General features: G+C 62.6%; 17 protein-coding genes. 7 read left to right on the top strand and 10 right to left on the bottom strand.

Annotated elements, in window-relative coordinates:
* The first annotated feature begins 79 nt into the window (after positions 1-79).
* The 3 genes from Q0974_RS09245 to Q0974_RS09235 all read left to right on the top strand — a co-directional run bounded on the left by Q0974_RS09245 (position 80) and on the right by Q0974_RS09235 (position 2438).
* Positions 80-688, top strand: coding sequence for an RNA polymerase sigma factor (locus Q0974_RS09245; RefSeq protein ID WP_299326815.1), 609 nt, complete (start codon positions 80-82; stop codon positions 686-688).
* Positions 689-702: 14 nt separating this feature from the next.
* Positions 703-1782, top strand: coding sequence for a hypothetical protein (locus Q0974_RS09240; RefSeq protein ID WP_299326813.1), 1080 nt, complete (start codon positions 703-705; stop codon positions 1780-1782).
* 83 nt (positions 1783-1865) lie between these two features.
* A complete protein-coding gene (locus Q0974_RS09235; RefSeq protein ID WP_299326811.1) occupies positions 1866-2438 on the top strand; it encodes a hypothetical protein in 573 nt (190 codons plus the stop codon).
* A gap of 310 nt (positions 2439-2748) precedes the next feature.
* On the opposite strand, the gene Q0974_RS09230 is transcribed toward Q0974_RS09235, so the two are convergent.
* The 7 genes from Q0974_RS09230 to Q0974_RS09200 form a co-directional block, all read right to left on the bottom strand.
* Entirely contained in the window at positions 2749-3378 is a 630-nt protein-coding gene (locus tag Q0974_RS09230) for a glutathione S-transferase family protein (RefSeq protein WP_299326809.1), read from the bottom strand.
* Between the two features lie 80 nt (positions 3379-3458).
* Positions 3459-5690 carry a transglycosylase domain-containing protein gene (locus tag Q0974_RS09225; RefSeq protein ID WP_299326806.1) on the bottom strand — a complete coding sequence of 744 codons (2232 nt, stop codon included), beginning with the start codon at positions 5688-5690 and terminating at the stop codon, positions 3459-3461.
* A 130-nt stretch (positions 5691-5820) separates the two neighbouring features.
* Positions 5821-6303 carry a VOC family protein gene (locus Q0974_RS09220; RefSeq protein WP_299326804.1) on the bottom strand — a complete coding sequence of 161 codons (483 nt, stop codon included), beginning with the start codon at positions 6301-6303 and terminating at the stop codon, positions 5821-5823.
* Positions 6304-6315: 12 nt separating this feature from the next.
* Positions 6316-7095: a VOC family protein gene (locus Q0974_RS09215; RefSeq protein ID WP_299326802.1), complete on the bottom strand. Its 780-nt coding sequence runs from the start codon at positions 7093-7095 to the stop codon at positions 6316-6318.
* A gap of 13 nt (positions 7096-7108) precedes the next feature.
* Positions 7109-7486, bottom strand: a complete 378-nt coding sequence (locus Q0974_RS09210) for a nuclear transport factor 2 family protein (protein WP_299326800.1) — start codon at positions 7484-7486, stop codon at positions 7109-7111.
* Complete coding sequence (locus tag Q0974_RS09205) at positions 7483-8145, bottom strand: glutathione S-transferase family protein (protein WP_299326798.1); 663 nt, start codon at positions 8143-8145, stop codon at positions 7483-7485. The genes Q0974_RS09210 and Q0974_RS09205 overlap by 4 nt, the downstream gene beginning before the upstream one ends.
* Before the next feature lie 21 nt (positions 8146-8166).
* Complete coding sequence (locus Q0974_RS09200) at positions 8167-8547, bottom strand: DUF1428 domain-containing protein (RefSeq protein ID WP_299326796.1); 381 nt, start codon at positions 8545-8547, stop codon at positions 8167-8169.
* A 110-nt stretch (positions 8548-8657) separates the two neighbouring features.
* Here Q0974_RS09200 and Q0974_RS09195 point away from each other — a divergent pair, with 110 nt between their 5' ends.
* Positions 8658-9359 carry a winged helix-turn-helix transcriptional regulator gene (locus Q0974_RS09195; RefSeq protein WP_299326794.1) on the top strand — a complete coding sequence of 234 codons (702 nt, stop codon included), beginning with the start codon at positions 8658-8660 and terminating at the stop codon, positions 9357-9359.
* 64 nt (positions 9360-9423) lie between these two features.
* Here Q0974_RS09195 and clpA read toward each other — a convergent pair whose 3' ends face one another.
* Positions 9424-11748, bottom strand: coding sequence for an ATP-dependent Clp protease ATP-binding subunit ClpA (clpA, locus tag Q0974_RS09190; RefSeq protein ID WP_299326792.1), 2325 nt, complete (start codon positions 11746-11748; stop codon positions 9424-9426).
* A gap of 145 nt (positions 11749-11893) precedes the next feature.
* Complete coding sequence (locus Q0974_RS09185; RefSeq protein WP_299326790.1) at positions 11894-12091, bottom strand: DUF1192 domain-containing protein; 198 nt, start codon at positions 12089-12091, stop codon at positions 11894-11896.
* Positions 12092-12168: 77 nt separating this feature from the next.
* On the opposite strand from Q0974_RS09185, the gene Q0974_RS09180 reads away from it, so the two are divergent.
* Positions 12169-13167 (top strand): NAD(P)H-quinone oxidoreductase, encoded by a 999-nt coding sequence (locus Q0974_RS09180; RefSeq protein WP_299326788.1) that lies wholly within the window; start codon positions 12169-12171, stop codon positions 13165-13167.
* Between the two features lie 24 nt (positions 13168-13191).
* Here Q0974_RS09180 and Q0974_RS09175 read toward each other — a convergent pair whose 3' ends face one another.
* On the bottom strand, positions 13192-14859 hold the full coding sequence (locus Q0974_RS09175) for a GSCFA domain-containing protein (RefSeq protein ID WP_299326786.1): 1668 nt from the start codon (positions 14857-14859) through the stop codon (positions 13192-13194).
* Between the two features lie 121 nt (positions 14860-14980).
* On the opposite strand from Q0974_RS09175, the gene Q0974_RS09170 reads away from it, so the two are divergent.
* Entirely contained in the window at positions 14981-15859 is an 879-nt protein-coding gene (locus Q0974_RS09170) for a UDP-2,3-diacylglucosamine diphosphatase (protein WP_299326784.1), read from the top strand.
* Between the two features lie 24 nt (positions 15860-15883).
* A complete protein-coding gene (locus Q0974_RS09165; RefSeq protein ID WP_299326783.1) occupies positions 15884-16909 on the top strand; it encodes a glycosyltransferase family 1 protein in 1026 nt (341 codons plus the stop codon).
* The last annotated feature ends 81 nt before the right edge of the window (positions 16910-16990 follow it).

Below are 16990 nucleotides of genomic sequence, written 5' to 3'. Positions count from 1 at the left end.
CGCAGAACGAAGGAAAAATGCCGCTCGCGCGTTGAAAGGGGGAATACGAGGCGCAGTGTTGAAATATGACCCGAGCCGAATGACGCCGGATTCGGAACCGGCGAGTGCGGCTCCCGAGGGAGCCGAACCAACCGATCGCGCGCTCATGGCGCGCGTCCGGACCGGCGACGCTGTGGCCTTCGGCGCTCTGGTCGAACGGCATTCGCCTCTCATCTATCGCGTCGCCTATCGCCTGCTGGGCGACGGCCACGAAGCGGAGGATGTGGTGCAGGAGACTTTCACCCGGCTTTGGACCAATGCGCCGCAATGGAAACCGAATGGCGGTGGGCTTGGCGCATGGCTGCGCCGCGTCGGCATGAATCTGTGTTTCGACCGGCTGCGCAAGACGAAGCGAATCGCGCCGGAAGAGCCGCCCGAAGCGCCGGACGATACGCCGCGGGCGGATGCGGCGATGGTGTCGGACGAAATCGGCAAGACGGTCGACAAGTGCCTGCGCGAACTGCCCGAGCGCCAGGCCGCGGCGTTAGTGCTCAGCTATTATGAGGGTCTTTCGAACATCGAGTCGGCCCAGGCACTGGAAGTAAAGGTGAAGGCGCTGGAATCGCTGCTTGTACGCGCGCGCAAGAAGATGCGCGAGCTACTCGAGCGCGAAGGCGTTCTCGCCGCCGATGTGGAGCAACTGACATGACCGGCGACCCGCACATGACCGATAAAACACTCGATAGCGCGCTCGCAAAGTCTCGCGATCCCATGGTTCCGGCGGGTCTTGCGCAGCGAGTTGCGGCCGAGGCGATGGCGCAGCCGCAGCGGTCCATAGAAGGGCCGTTCCAGGCGCGCCGGACGCGCCGTCCTGCACGCAAGAGGCGGGCGCGGCGACCGATCGTTCTGGGTGCGATCGGCGGCGGCCTGATGGCGGCGAGCGCGGTGGCGGCGGCGCTGGTCAGTGACGGCACGTTCGAACTTGCCCGCATCACCAAGCCCGTGGTCGAGCTTTTCGTTCCGGAAGCACCGCGTGAGACGGTCGAAGCGCCGGCTACACCTGCTGCGCCACCGGTACGCGCTGCGGCGGATGCCGAAATGGATGCGCCTTTGGCCGAGCGAGCGGTAGTCGCTCAGCGCCCGGGATGGCGGATCCGCCAAGTGCGGCGGGCCATGATCGTACGGCAAAGGCTCGAACGTTTGCGGCAGGCGCGCGCCGAAGGGACAGTGTCCCCGGAACAAGGCCTGCCGCGGCGGACGGTTGCGCCCGTTCGTGCGTTAAGCCCCGAACAGCGCGCACGGGTCCGGCAGCGGATCGAATCGCTGACGCCTGAGCAGCGTCAGCGTCTCCGCGAGGTGCGCGAGCGACGCATGGCGGCACCGCCGGCCGTTCGCGAACGCATAATCGAGCGGCGCCGGGATCGTATCGGTGAGCGGCTGCGCGATCGGGGACTGGACGCGCCCGTGCAACGCCCCGGATCAGCAACGCCGGATACGCCCGATCGGCCGGCCGCGACCCAGCCTTCGCGCACTGCGCCGGCTGCGTCAGAAGCGCCGGCGGCATCCAATGCGCGGCGCTCGATGACCATCGAGAATACGCCGCCCGGACCCGAAGCGGCGCCGCTTGATCAGATACGTCCCGAGCTTCCGGCGGCCGACATGCCGGCGGCGACCAGCGCGCGCCGGGACGCCATTCAGCAAAGAATCCGCGCCGCCCGGGCGGCCGAACGCGCCCGGGCGGCGCAGCGGCGCAACGGCGCGCAACGCCCCGCACGACCGCGCGTTCCGCCGCGTCGCAGATAGCCGCGAAGGGAATCCGACACTCCCGCGTTAAACTGGATGAGACAGCGAGAGACGCTGTCGCGTATCCAGTTAGGAGAGTAGGAATGAAGCCCACATTTTTGACGACCGTTGCGATTGCCATGCTGTTGCCGGCTCCGGCGTTAGCCGATCCCGTGACACGCACCTACACCGTCGATACGCCGCGGGTGGAAGGCGAGCGCGTCGTAACCCGCGATCGTGATGCCGGGTCGCGTTCGGTCGATTCAACGCTGATCCGCAAGGAAGACGGGGCGATCGCCACGCGTAACCGGAATTCGCAGCGGACCGATACGGGCCGCACATTCTCCGGCACGACGACCCGTTTCAACGGCGATACGCGCAGCTATGAGGCCGAGCGCGTGCGCGACGGAAACCGCTACCGCACGACGGGCTCGGGCGTCGGATATAACGGCAATGAATATACTTATGACGCGCGGGGCCGGGCGACCCCGAACGGGTTCAACCGGCAACAGCGGGTCCGCAACGCCGATGGCGAGGTCGTTGCGGGCCGCAATATCCGGGTCCGCGAGCGCGGCAATACGCGCGTGCGCCGCGCGACAGTCGGCAATGGTGATGGAGCTCGGCGGACGACCACGACACGGCGTACGGTCAACCGTCGATCGCGTGGGGGGCGGTAAGTCCGGCGCATAGCAGCCGGAATAGTCCTCCAGCTGGCCCGCTCTCCTCCACGATGCCCGTGGGAGAGCGGGCCTTTCTTTTGGGCCTACGACCGTAATTTCCGAGCGCGCGAAGGGAATTCCGCACCAGCGCGTTAGATGGATAGGGCGGCAAGACCGACACAATGCCGCTCCTGGGCCGACCCCCAAGGCCTGCAAGACCCTGTGCCGGGCGTCTCGCCTTGACCCCGATATGCCCGTGCGCGACCCGGTCCGCTCTCTCACAGCCTCCTGGAGAGAGCGGACTTTGTCTTTGGGAACGGGGTCTTTTCTAGCCGGCTGCCGGTTGTTCCGGCATCAGGGCGGCGTCGATCGCCTTCGCGCTCTTATAGGCATCGCGTTCCCGCAACCGCGCGGCATAAGCTTCGAAGGCGGGCGTCTTTGGCAGTGTTTCGAACTGTATGCCCCAATCGATCTGCGATCCGACATAGACATCGGCGGCGGTAAACCGGTCTCCGCAAATATAGTCGCGCCCGGTTACCGCCGTTCCAAGCGCGGCCACCGCGAGGTCGTAATTGCCATAGCCGGCCATGCGCTCCTGCTCGTCATCGGTTTTGAATCCGAAATTCCGGTTGGTGATCGCCTGTTCGACCGGACCGGAGGCGAAGAACATCCAGCGATAATAATCCGCGCGCTCCGCATCGTCCTTCGGCGCCAACTCGGCTTCGGGAAAGGCGTCGGCAAGATAGGCGCAGATCGCCGCGCATTCGGTCACCACCTTGCCGTCATGCCGGATTGCCGGGACTTTCCCCATGGGATTGACCGCGAGATAATCGTCGCCCTTCATCGTCGTGCCATATTCGAGCAGCACCTGCTCATAGGGCACGCCGACCTCTTCGAGCATCCAGCGGACGATCTGCCCGCGCGACATGGGATTGGTGTAGAATGTGAGTCCGGCCATTGTTGCGTCCCTCCATAGCTTTGCCCGTATTGCGACGAGCCTAGAGCAATATGCTCTGCACCGGAATGATTGCAGCAGGATTACCGGCCGGACTGTTCGGTTTCCTCGCCCGTGCGTTCGAACTGATCGCCGACCCGCTCCAGTTCGTCGAGCCGCCGGCGCGTTTCCTCGCCCGGTTCCACGGCCACGCGATCGCCCTCGATGGTGATGCGGGCATCGGCAATCCCGGCGTCGATGGCGATGCTGCCATCGGGTTCGATCGAGATTTCCGGCTTGTCGAGCGCGGGTTCCTCTTCCGCGGGCACCGCCGCGCGACGCGGGGCAGGGCGGGGGACCGTGCCGGGTATCGCTTCGCCCATAAAGGCGCGCCAGATCCGCGCCGGCGCGCCGCCGCCGCTTGCATTGCCAAGCGGGCTGTTATCGTCATTGCCGATCCATACGCCGACGACGAGATCGCCCGCAAACCCGACAAACACGGCATCGCGGGCGTTCTGCGTGGTGCCCGTTTTCCCGAAAGCCGGAATGTTGAGCCGCGCTGCGGTGCCTGTGCCTTCACCGATCACGGCTTCGAGCATTTCCAGCAGCTGATCGCGATGGCGGCTGCCGATCACGGGCCGTGTATCGAGCAGCCATTCGAAAAAGCCGCGGCGGCCGCGATCGAGCCCATGCGGCTCGACCGGCACGTCGCCATTGGCGACCGACGCATAGGCGGTGACGAGCTCTATCAGCGTCATCTCGCCGCTGCCGAGCGCGACGCTGGCATTGGCCGGAAATTCGCGCTCTAAGCCCAGTGTGCGCGCGGCTTCGGCGATCGCCTCGCTGCCGAGCTGCCGGTAGAGCCGCACGGCGACGACATTGCTCGAATGGGCAAAAGCCTCGCGCAGCGTGATCTCGCCGCGATAGCGCTCGCCGGCATTGGCGGGGCGATAATCGCCGGTCTCGATCGGGCTGTCGTCGACCAGCGTGTCCGGGTCCATGCCGCTTTGCAGCGCGGCCAGATAGACGAACAGTTTGAACGTCGAACCCGGCTGGCGTTCGGCCTGGGTCGCCCGGTTGAACGGTGAGGTCGCATAATCGCGCCCGCCGACCATCGCGACGACCTCGCCATTGGTGCGCATGGCGACGAGCGCGACCTGCGCGCCGGGGGGCGCACCGCTGCGCGTCACCCGTTCGGCCAGCGTTTGCAGCTCCCAGTCGAGCGTGGTCGCGACTTCGATGGTCTCATAGCCGGTGCCATACGCAGCCCGCGCTTCCTCGATGACCCATTCGGCAAAATGGCTGCCGCGCGGCATGGGCGGCGGCGGGCGGTGATCAACGGTCGCAAGCGGGATCTCGCTGGCCTCCTCGGGCGCAAGATAGCCGGCGTCCACCATGGCGGCGATCACCACGCGCTGGCGCTCCTGCGCGCCTTCCAGATTGGTCGTCGGGGCCAGCCGGGACGGCGCGCGCACCAGTCCTGCGAGCATCGTCGCCTGGCTCAGCGTCAGGTTTTCGGGATGCCGGTAGAAATAGTGGAGCGACGCCGCGCGCAAGCCATAGACATTGTCGCCGAAATAAGCGTTGGAGAGATAGCGCTCCAATATCTCATCCTTGCTCAGCCAGATTTCGAGCCACAGCGCGATCGGCACCTCCTGCGCCTTGCGGAACAGCGTCTGGTCCGAGCTGAGATAGGTGAGCTTGGCGAGCTGCTGCGTGATCGTGCTCCCGCCATGGCGCGCATCGGATGTGAGGTTGGTCCATAGCGCCCGGGCGATGCCGCGTGGGTCGATGCCCCAATGATCGTCGAACCGCCGGTCTTCGATGGAGAGGAAGGCCTCGCGCACATAGGGCGGCAGCTCGGCCATCTCGACCGGGCGGTCCATCACCGGGCCCATTCGCGCAATCGGATTACCGTTCGAGGCCGTCAGCACCATCGGCGGGGGGACGAGCGGCTCGGCGGTGCGCGAAATCGGCGCGAAGACGATCAGCCAGAGCAGCAGCAGCGCGAACAGGCCGAGCGCGATGCGGAATCCCCATTTGAGAATGATCCAGCGCTTCTTGCGCCGTGGCGGCTCTTCGTCGGTCTCCGGATAATCGGGCCCGGGCGGATAGTCGCCATAGTCCTCATATCCATATTCGTCCGCATAATCCGGCTCGCGCGCATATTCGGTATAGCCCTGATAATCGGGATCGACAGGCTGCGGGTCCGGCTGGCGGCGTGGATCGCTGCGATAATAGGGGTCGAATGCCGGGTCGTCGGCATAGGGGCCGATCAGCCGCGAATGCCGCTCTTGATAGCTTTTGCGCCGGAACGGGTCGTCGGATTCGGCCATAGTGTATTAGTCATATACTACACAGAAAGGCATAATGCCAGTTGTGCTGCCCCAGATCGCGACCCAAGGGAAGGTGTAACGGCAGAATGTGAAGCTGGGCTGTACGAGTGCCGTACCGCGATTTCGGCGATCAATCGCCTGCCAGCGCCGCCTCGATCTTGGCGATGTCGATTTTCTGCATCTCCATCATGGCCTCGAAAGCGCGCTTGGCGGCCGCCGGATCGGGATGAGAGAGCGCCTCGGTCAACACCTTCGGCGTGATCTGCCAGCTCAGCCCCCATTTATCCTTGCACCAGCCGCACATGCTCTCCGCGCCGTCATTGGAGACGATCGCGTTCCAATAGCGGTCCGTCTCTTCCTGCGTCTCGGTCGCGACCTGAAAGGAAAAAGCCTTGCTATGTGTGAACGTCGATCCCCCGTTAAGGCTAAGGCAGGGGATGCCGAGCACGGTGAAATCGACGGTGATGACATCACCTTCCTCGCCCGACGGATAGTCGCCCGGTGCCCGCGTCACCCGGCCGACTGCGCTGTTGGGGAACGTCTCGGCGTAGAAGCGGGCGGCTTCCTCCGCATCTCCGTCATACCAGAGGCAGATCCTGTTCTTTGCTGTCATGGCGGGGCCTGTCTAAAGGCGTTTGCCGACGAGCGCGAAGGGCGCACCTTGCGGGTCCATGGCGCTGATCGTGAATTCGTCGCCGGGAATTTCCATCGGTTCGGTGAACGGCTGGCCGCCTTTTTCCTTCACGGTGGCGAGCGCCGCATCGATATCGGGCACGCGGAAATAGAAGGTCCAGGCCGATACCGGCATCTGCTCGGGCTTCTGCATGACGCCGCCGAGGCCATAGCCATGGCCGAGCATGTGATATTTGCCCATTGGCGGCATATCCATCTCCTCGGTCTTCTCCCAGCCGAACTGCGCACCGTAAAAGGCGATCGCGGCTTCCGGATCGGTGGTGAGTAGCTCGTTCCAGGCGCAATGACCGACCTTGGGTTCGGTGGCGGCGAAGCTATCGCTTTCCTCGTCCGATGCGCCGCGCATGATATAGAAGAATGCGCCCTGCGGATCGTTGACCATGGCGAAGCGGCCGACATCGGGAATGTCGGTGGGCGGAATATGGACGGCGCCCCCGGCAGCCGCGATCGCCTCGGCGCTCTTATCGACATCGTCGACGCCGATATAGCCGAGCCAGGCGGGCACCGCGCCATTTTCGCGCATCTCGTCGGTCAGCGCCATCATCCCGCCGACTTGCGTGCCGTTCATCGAAAAGAGGTAGTAGGGCATATCGGGCTGCCCTTCGGACGTCTCCCAAGTCCAGCCGAGCACTGCGCTGTAGAAATCCTTGGCCGCATCGGCGTCCGACGTCGTCAGTTCATACCAGATGAAATCGCCATGTTTGTTGGGCATTATCTCTCTCCTGTCATATTGCGTCTTTGAAACCGCCTTCAGGGGCGTCATGGGGAATGTTCCAGCCGAAATAGACTTCGGCGGCGACGAGCTGGCCGTTCTCCACGGTCAGGATTTCCGTGTTTCGGAACGTCCTGCCGTCGTGCATCTCCAGTTCGTAGGTAACCATCACTTCTGCGCCAATCTCGATAGCGCGAGGGAAGCGATAGTCTTTCACATTTTTGTGTGTCGGCCAGCAGCGCGCCAAATATGTCTCGCGATCGAGTCCATTGTCATAGGGGCTCATGAAACGAAAATTCGGCGCGATCAGTTTCTCGATCGCTTCCCTGTCGTCGTCGGCATAGGCACGGAACACGCCCTTTGCGATTGCGACGGGCGACACGTTGTTCATGCCGCTGGTTCCTGTTGCGGTGTGTGTTTTTCGAAAGCGGCCAACTGATCGGCCAGCGCTTTCTCGAAGCTGGGCCGCGCCAGACAGCGATCGACATAGGCGGCGAGGGCAGGGCGGGTGGCAACGAGATCGGTATCGCCCGCCTCGCGTAAAACGGTCGCCATCGCGATATCGGCGACGGTGAAATCGCCGACCAGATAGCCCTTCTCGCCCAGCGCATCTGTGAGCCGGTCGAACCGCGCGCCGATCGTCTCCAAAAGGCTCGGGCGGCGCAGCTCCGCCCATTCCTCGCCCTTCGCGAAGATATCGACGGTCGCCAGTTCGAACATCCAGGGTTCTATACTGTTGAACGCCGCGAACAGCCAACTGATCGTGCTCGCCCGGCCCTGGGGATCGCGCGGCATCAGCCGTTCGTCCTTTTCCGCCAGATGCATCAGGATCGCGCCGCTTTCGAACAGATGCACGCCGGTATCGTCGAGTACGGGCACCTGGCCCCAAGGCTGTTCACTGAAATAGCTTTCGGGTTTCGGATCGCTGTCGATGAGCCGCTCTTCATAATCGAGGCCGATCTCATGGCAGGCCCAGCGCGGCCGGAGATCGCGGACATAGCCCTGGGCAAAATCCGGTACCCATTTGAAGGCGGTGATGGTGACGGTCATCGCGTCGCTCCTGTTTTTCGCCTATTTTTCGAGCGTGACGACAGGCGTGAAACCGCCATAGATGAGCCGCGCGCCGTCGAACGGCATCGGGTTCTTCTCCGGGTCCATGCGCGGATCGGCCGTTGGGTTTTCCATCATCTCTTCCATCTTCTGCATGGCCGCGTCGCGCGTCGCCTTGTCGGGCCATTCTATCCAGGAAAAGATGACGGCCTCGCCATCTTCGGCTTTCACAGCCTTGAAGAAATCGGTGGTCTTGCCCTCCGAGACGTCGTCCTGCCAGCATTCGAGAATGCGCGTGGCCCCAAGGTCCATGAAGACCTGATCGGCCGTTTCCGCATGGCGGACAAAAGCGTCCTTGTTGTCCTCCCGACAGGCGATCACGAATCCGTCGATATAGCTCATTCTGTCTCTCCCTTAGCGTCGTTCGGTTACGGTTTGGGGGCAGTCGTCCCGGTCGCCTCCCAACGACTCGCTCTTGGCATATGATGACAGAGTAGTTATCAAAAACAACTGTGAAGTTAGAAAAAAGAACCAAAAGCGATGAATCGAACCGAAAACGCTGGTATAACGATGCGTGTGGGACAGCCTTCGCGCTCGATCTGATCGGCGAACGCTGGTCGATCCTGATTTTGCGCGAGCTGATGTTTGGGCCGCGGCGGTTTTCCGAACTCCGCGCCGGGCTACCGGACATCAGTGCGAATATTCTGACGCAGCGGCTGGAGCGGCTCGAAGCGAACCGTATTCTCACGAAGCGCAAGCTGCCGTCGCCGGCCTTGGTGCAGGTCTATGAACTGACGGAGTGGGGCTATGAGGCGGAACCGCTCGTGCAGATGCTCGGCCGCTGGGCGACGCGGCACCCCGAACACGATCCGAGCCTGCCACTGAGTGCGGCGTCGATCATGATGTCGTTTCGCACGATGATCGATGCCGAACGAGCGGGGGAAATGGATGCGCGGTTCGGTTTCCGGCTCGGCGACGACAGCTTCGTCGCGCATGTCCGCGACGGCGATATCGCCGTTGAGCGGGGCGATCCGGACACGGCGGATGTCCGCGTGGCGGGTGCGCCGACGATGCTGGCGGCGGTCGTCTATGGCGGCGAAGCGCTTGGCGATCTGGAGACGAACGGCCTGCTCACAGTCGATGGGGACCGCGCGCTGTTCGAGCGGTTCGTCACACTGTTCGTCTTGCCGGACAAGCTTTCCGAACAGGGCTAGATACAGTTCGGGCGAGCGGCCCGAAGAACCGCTCGCCCGAACACATGATCAAAATGGCTGTGGCCTAGCTCTCTTTGGCCGCCTTCTTTTTCTTTTTCTTCGGCGGTTTGCGCTTGGGCGGGGCCGGGGTGAGCTGGAAGTCGAGCGCGTCGTCCTTCACGGTCACATCGACTTCGCCGCCATTGACGAGTTTGCCGAACAACAGCTCTTCGGCGAGCGGCTGTTTGACCTTTTCCTGGATCAGCCGGCCCATCGGGCGGGCGCCATAAAGCTTGTCATAGCCGCGCTCGGTCAGCCAGGTCTTTGCCTCGTCGTCGAGCTTGATATGCACTTCACGGTCGGCGAGCTGCAGTTCGAGTTCGAGGATGAACTTGTCGACGACGCGGGCGACCACGGCCGGCGGCAGATAGCCAAAGGGCACGATTGCATCGAGACGGTTGCGGAATTCGGGGGTGAACATCTTTTTCACCGCTTCTTCGCTTGCATCCTCTTTCGAGATATCACCGAAACCGATGCCTTCGCTCGCCATGTCTGCGGCGCCCGCATTGGTCGTCATGATCAGGATAACGTTGCGGAAATCGACCGTCTTGCCGTGATGATCGGTGAGCTTGCCATTATCCATGACCTGCAACAGCACGTTGAACAGGTCTGGATGGGCTTTCTCGATCTCGTCGAGCAGCAGCACGCAATGCGGATGCTGATCGACGGCGTCGGTCAGCAGGCCGCCCTGATCGTAACCGACATAGCCGGGAGGCGCGCCGATGAGGCGGCTCACGCTGTGCCGCTCCATATATTCGCTCATATCGAACCGCTCGAGCGGAATGCCCATGATCGAGGAGAGCTGGCGCGCAACCTCGGTCTTGCCGACGCCGGTCGGGCCGGTGAACAGATAATTGCCGATCGGCTTGTGGGGCTCGCGCAGACCCGCGCGGCTGAGCTTGATCGCCGAGGCGAGAGTCTCGATCGCCAGATCCTGACCGAAAACGACGCGCTTGAGATCGGTATCGAGCGATTCCAGCGCCTGCTTGTCATCGGTTGACACTTGTTTGGGTGGAATCCGCGCCATCATCGAAATAACCTGCTCGATCTCGTTCGGTGTGATCATCTTGCGGCGCTTGGACGGCGCAACAAGCATCTGGCTCGCACCGGTTTCGTCGATCACGTCGATCGCCTTGTCCGGCAGCTTCCGGTCGTTGATGTAGCGCGAGGAAAGTTCCACCGCGGCCTTGATCGCATCCTGCGTATATTTGACGTTGTGGTGCTCCTCATAATGCGGGCGCAGGCCCTGGAGGATCTTGACGGTTTCGTCGATCGTCGGCTCGTTGATGTCGATCTTCTGGAAGCGCCGGAGCAGGGCCCGGTCCTTCTCGAAATGGTTGCGGAACTCCTTGTACGTCGTCGAGCCGATACAGCGGATAGTGCCGCTCGACAGGGCGGGTTTCAGGAGGTTGGACGCATCCATCGCTCCGCCCGAAGTGGCGCCAGCGCCGATAACGGTGTGAATCTCGTCGATAAACAGGATCGCATGCGGCTTTTTCTCCAGCTCGGCGACAACGGCCTTCAAGCGTTCCTCGAAATCGCCACGGTAACGCGTGCCCGCGAGTAGCGCCCCCATGTCGAGCGCATAGATCACGGCGGGTTCGAGCACATCGGGCACGTCGCCTTCGGTGATACGGCGGGCGAGTCCTTCGGCGATGGCGGTCTTCCCGACGCCCGGTTCGCCCACATAGAGCGGATTGTTCTTCGAACGGCGGCAGAGAATCTGCACGGTCCGGTCGACTTCGGTCGTGCGGCCGATCAGCGGGTCGATTTTGCCCGCCTCGGCTTTCTCGTTGAGATTGACGCAGAACTGTTTGAGCGCGCTTTCGGTCTTTTTCTTGCCGCCGGTTTTCTGTTCGGGCTGCTCTTCCTCTTCGGTGCCGCTGATCTCGCGGCTCTCGCTGATCGCTTCGCCCTTGCCGACGCCGTGCGAGATATAGCTGACCGCGTCGAGCCGGCTCATATCCTGCTGTTGAAGGAAATAGACGGCATAGCTTTCGCGCTCGGAGAAAAGCGCGACGAGCACGTTCGCGCCCGTCACCTCATCGCGGCCGGAAGACTGCACGTGCAGGATCGCGCGTTGGACGACGCGCTGAAAACCGCTTGTGGGGGAGGGGTCGGTCGCGCCATCGATGCGCAGCGCCTCAAGCTCGTTGTCCAGATAGACGGCGACGGCTTCCTGCAGTTCGGAAATCTCGACCCCGCACGCGGTCATCACTTGGGCGGCATGGTCGTCGTCCGTCAGCGCGAGCAGCAGATGTTCGAGCGTCGCATATTCATGTTTGCGGTTCGCGGCTTCCGCGAGCGCATTATGCAGCGTCTGTTCCAGTTCACGAGCAAAAGAGGGCATTAGTTAACTCCTTGCCGGTCTCTACACAGCTGAGACGCGGTAAAGCCTATATGGGAATGGTTAACGAAAAAGTTAACAAAAGGAATATTTTCAGTCGGAAAAGTCCCGGAATTCGCCGGTTTCGGCGAGATTTCGGCGCCTGTCCTCATCGCTTGAACAGCTCGTCCGCGGCTTTGCGATGGGATACGGCCCCATCGATTTGAGCCTTTACCCGCGCGATTTCGCCCTTGAGCGCTTCGACTCTCGCTTCCAGTTCGTCGACGGACAGCGGGTCGAGATCCTCCTTGCACAACAGGGTCAGGGGATCGCCGGGCCTTTTGGCGAAAAGTTCGTCCAAATCCATGTGCCTAACGTTGACCCTCGACCCCCGCCTGTCAATATGGCAGCGCGCGCTCGACGTGCAGAACAGGGGGGACAGGCATGGCGGCGCTGCCCGAACAGATGACGGCTATCGACATGGAAGATCCGGGCGGACCCGGGGTGCTTCAGCCGGTGACGCGCTCCGTGCCAGAGCCTGCCGCAGGCGAGGTGCTCGTCCAGGTGGCGGCCGCCGGCGTCAACCGTCCCGATATCGTGCAACGCAAGGGTTTTTATCCGCCGCCGCCCGGCGCGCCATCGATCCCAGGTCTCGAGATCGCCGGTACGGTCGTTGCACTGGGCGAGGGCGTCGACGATGCGGTGATGGGGCAGCAGGTCTGCGCGCTCGTCGCCGGCGGTGGTTATGCCGAATATTGCGTAGCGCCTGTCGTGCAATGCCTGCCCGTGCCGGAGGGCCTGTCGCTGCAGGAAGCGGCCGCCTTGCCGGAAACGCTGTTCACCGTGTGGCACAATCTGTTCGAACGCGCCTATGCGCGCGAAGGCGAAACCGCGCTCGTCCATGGCGGCACAAGCGGTATCGGCTCGATGGCGATCATGCTCGGCAAGCTGTTCGGGCTGACGATCATCGTAACCTGTGGCAGCGACGAGAAGTGCGATGCGGCCAAGGAGATCGGCGCGGCGCATGCGATCAACTATAAGAGCCAGGATTTCGTCGAAGAGGTGAAGCGCATCACCGACGGCGCAGGCGTCGAGATCGTTATCGACATGGTCGCGGGCGACTATGTGGCCCGCAATCTTCAATGCCTGAAAGAGGATGGCCGACATGTGACGATCGCTGTCCAAGGTGGTCTCGAAGCCACGATCAACATGGCGCAGGTCATGAGCCGACGGCTGACCCTGACCGGATCGACGCTCCGGGCGCGGTCGGCAGAGTTTAAGGGCCTGCTCGCGGATGAAATCGAAAAGACGGCTTGGCCCTATGTCATCGACGGCAAGCTACGGCCCGTGATGGATCAAAGCTTCCCGCTGGTTGATGCCGCTGCCGCGCATGAACGTATGGAAGCGGGCGCGCATATCGGGAAGATCATATTGGTCACATGATGCCGAAACGGGGACTAATTTCGGTTATTTGCTGCGTTCGCTGAGCATCTCTTCGGCCTCTGCGCGAATCGACCGGATGGCGCGCTTTTGCGGGTCGGTTTCGGGAGCGCATTCCCGCAGGGTGTCTATAGCAGCCTCCGGATTACCCGCGGCGAGCTGACACTGGGCCAGTTCGATAAACGCCATGATCTTCGCGAGCGGAGAGTCGGCAGCGCGTTCGAGCCGATCGAGTGCGGCGTCGAGAAAACCCGAGTCGCGCATTGCCACGCCGCAATGCAGCTGCACGACATGGGGTATGCCGATCGCGGCGGCGCGCCATTTCTCTTCGATCGCTTCCAGTTCGTCCAATGCGGCACCGCGCTTGGTGATCGCCTCCAGCAGAACCCGCCATTGCGGCACGCCCTTATGGCCCGCGTCGCAGACCCGTTCGGCGGCCTCCGTCGCTGCCTGATAATCGCCGGCGTCGATAAAGCATCTCGCCCGGAGCAGCTGTGCTTCTACACTGTCATGCGGCGCGAGAACCGCGACGGCTTCGTCATATGCTTGGGATTTCTTCAAGAGCCGGGCATATTCGATGGCGAAGGCAGCCGACGAATCGACGGCGTCACGATGCTCTTCGAAAAAGGCATTGTCGCCGCGTAGACGGGCGTGCCGGGCCTCCTCGGCGAGAAAGCTTGCCTTGACGTCCGGCGCCGTCTCCCGCGCGGGCAGGGGTAGGGCGATTTCGGCGCGTTTCCCGGTGCCGGAAAAGGCTTCGACCATCCGGTCGACATTGAAGGCGACCATCTCGTCCCGCACATGGACAAGATCGTCCATCCAGGCGAGCTGCCGGTCGCTGATCGTCACCGTCTCATAGCTCGGGAAATAGCTAACGCGCTCATATTTCTGAACGATATATTCGGACACCACACGCAGTACGGATTTGGAGTAGGCATTGGCTGTCATCACATCGACCGGTCGGTGGGTCGCGGTCATCGGTACCGGCGACACGGTGAGGATGACGCGGCTGTCTGCGCGGCCGTTGCGGAAGATCGTGTCGAGCGCCCGTTCGAGATAGTCCATGCATTGCGCGACATCGAGCACGTGCAGTGAAAAGCGGTCGGGCGATTTGCGCTGGACCGCGCGTGGCGGCTGGGTGTTAAGATATAGCTGAGTCTCCTCGTCCCACCAGATCTCGACGAGTCCGAGCGTCATGATGATGACACGGCAATCCGCGAGTGCGCGGGTTGCCGTGAACAGTCCCTCACGTCGCGCCCGCAGCGTTTCGAGCGGCGCCGGGCGCAATGACGAGACCATATGCAGGTCGATATATTTGTTCCGGCCAAGTTGCAGAAACGCCTTGTCTTCGTCGAACCGCTCCTCGCCGAAGGCCCAGGCGATTTCGTGATAGATGGAGGGCGTCCCGAAATTGTTGACGATCGCCGGTTCCAGTCCCTCGAACGCGGGCGTGCTGAACAGCCTGCGCACCGGCAGCTCATATCCCTTCCGGATCAGCGCGGTTTCGACATTGCGCGCGAAGCAGGAACCGATCGTGTAGATCTTTTCGCCCGGCTCCAGTTGGAACGGAACCTCGAATGCGGGCGCGGCGATGGGTTCGACACGATTGGCGATCGATCGATTGCCCCAACTCGCCGCCTTGTTCTGCTTCAGATAGCGTAGCGCCTGCTTGCCCGGGATTTCGACGATGGCCATGCGCGCACTGCTATGGGCGCGAGCGCGCGATGGCAACATGACAGAACGAAGACAGTACGTCGCTTAGCTGTAACAGAGAATCGGCATAGGCTCTGAGGCGGAGCAACGAACGGAGTTCGTCATGGATGCACCGCAGGATTATCTGAAAGACGCAGCGATATTCAATCTGGCGGACAAGCGTCTGTCAGGTCCCGAGCCGGATTCGAAAACGGGGCGCGAACGCAAGAAATACCGGACGATCTGGGTGTCCGACATTCATCTGGGCACCAAGGGTTGCAATGCCGAGATGCTGATCGATTTCCTCGACAGCACGGATAGCGATACCATGTATCTCGTCGGCGACATCATCGATGGCTGGCGGATGAAGAAGAAATTCTACTGGCCGCCCGAGCATAATGACGTGATCTGGCGCGTGCTGAAACGCGCGCGACGCGGCACGCGCATCGTCTATATTCCGGGCAATCACGACGAAATGTTTCGGCAGTTTACGGGCCTTAACTTCGGGAAGGTCGAGATTCGGCGCAAAGCAATCCATGAAACGGCGGATGGGCGGCGCCTGCTCGTTCTGCACGGCGACGAGTTCGACGCGATCATGCTCTCGCATCGCTGGCTCGCCTATCTCGGCGACATCGCCTATACGACCGTGATGGCGCTGAACCGCTGGGTCAATGCGGCGCGCAACCGGCTCGGGCTCCCCTATTGGTCGCTCTCGAAGCACGCCAAGCACAAGGTGAAGAACGCGGTCGAGTTTATCTCGAAATTCGAGGAAATTGTCGCCGAAGAGGCCGGCAAACGCGGCGTCGATGGCGTCGTCTGCGGCCATATCCACACCGCCGAAATCCGCGATATCGATGGCGTTGAATATTATAATGACGGCGACTGGGTCGAGGGGTGCACGGCGCTTGTCGAACATTTCGACGGCCGGATGGAAATCCTCCACTGGGCCGACGAAATGGCTGCGCGCGACGCTGAGGATGCGCCGATACCGGCTGCGGCATAGAGTGGCGAGAGAAGGAGACGGCCGATGCGGATCGTGATTGTGACCGATGCCTGGAGTCCGCAGGTCAACGGCGTCGTCCGCACCTTGCAATCGGTCCGGCGCGAACTCGAAAAAATGGGTCATGACGTGACCGTCTTTTCGCCCGACCAGTTTCCCTCGGTGCCGCTCCCTACCTATTCGGAGATCAAGCTCGCGCTTGTCACGGCAGATAAACTGGGCGCTTCGCTCGCCGCAGCCGCGCCGGATGCACTGCATATCGCGACCGAAGGCCCGCTCGGCTATGCCGCACGGCGCTGGTGCCGCCGCACCGATTTTCCCTTCACCACTGCCTATCACACGCAATTTCCCGACTATGTTTCCAAGCGCACGGGTGTGCCGTCGAGCTGGATCTGGCCGCTGATGCGCCGCTTCCACGCGCCGTCCCAAGCCGTGATGACAGCGACGGACTCCATCCGGCGGGAGTTGCGAGCGAACGGCATCCACCATGTCGTCCCTTGGGGGCGTGGTGTCGATCTGGAAGCCTTTTCGCCCGACGCATCGCCGCATCCGGCCTTTGCCGGTCTGCCCCGGCCGATCATGCTCTATGTCGGCCGGGTGGCGGTGGAAAAGAATATCGCGGCGTTTCTCGAATGCGGCCATCCGGGTTCGAAGGTGATCGTCGGAGATGGGCCGGCCCGGGCCGCGCTCGAAGCGCGCTATCCGGACGCCAATTTTCTGGGCGCGCTGTCTGGCGCGCCGCTGGCGGGCGCCTATGCCGGCGCCGACGTTTTCGTTTTTCCGAGCAAGACCGATACGTTCGGCCTGGTGATGATCGAAGCGCTCGCCTCGGGCACGCCGGTCGCCGCCTATCCCGTCACCGGTCCGGTCGATGTGGTTACGGACGCCGTCGCCTGCCTCGATCCCGACCTCGATACCGCGATCGCCGGCGCGCTGACCCGGGATCGGGCCGAATGCGCGCGCTATGGTGCGCAATTCACCTGGGAACGCAGCGCGCGCGAGTTTCTCGCCGCATTGACCCCGGTTTCGGAAACATTCGACCAGGCTGCCTGACTCGCGCTCCCGGCGCGTCGCTCTTGCCCTAGCGCCCGTGTCGGCCTAAATGATCCTCATATTCGGCCGTCCCGTGAGGGG

This window comes from Parasphingopyxis sp. (assembly GCF_028279465.1).
GTDB lineage: Bacteria > Pseudomonadota > Alphaproteobacteria > Sphingomonadales > Sphingomonadaceae > Parasphingopyxis.
The sequence above is the reverse complement of the archived record's forward strand: the minus strand, read 5'-3'. Positions and strand labels throughout refer to the sequence as shown.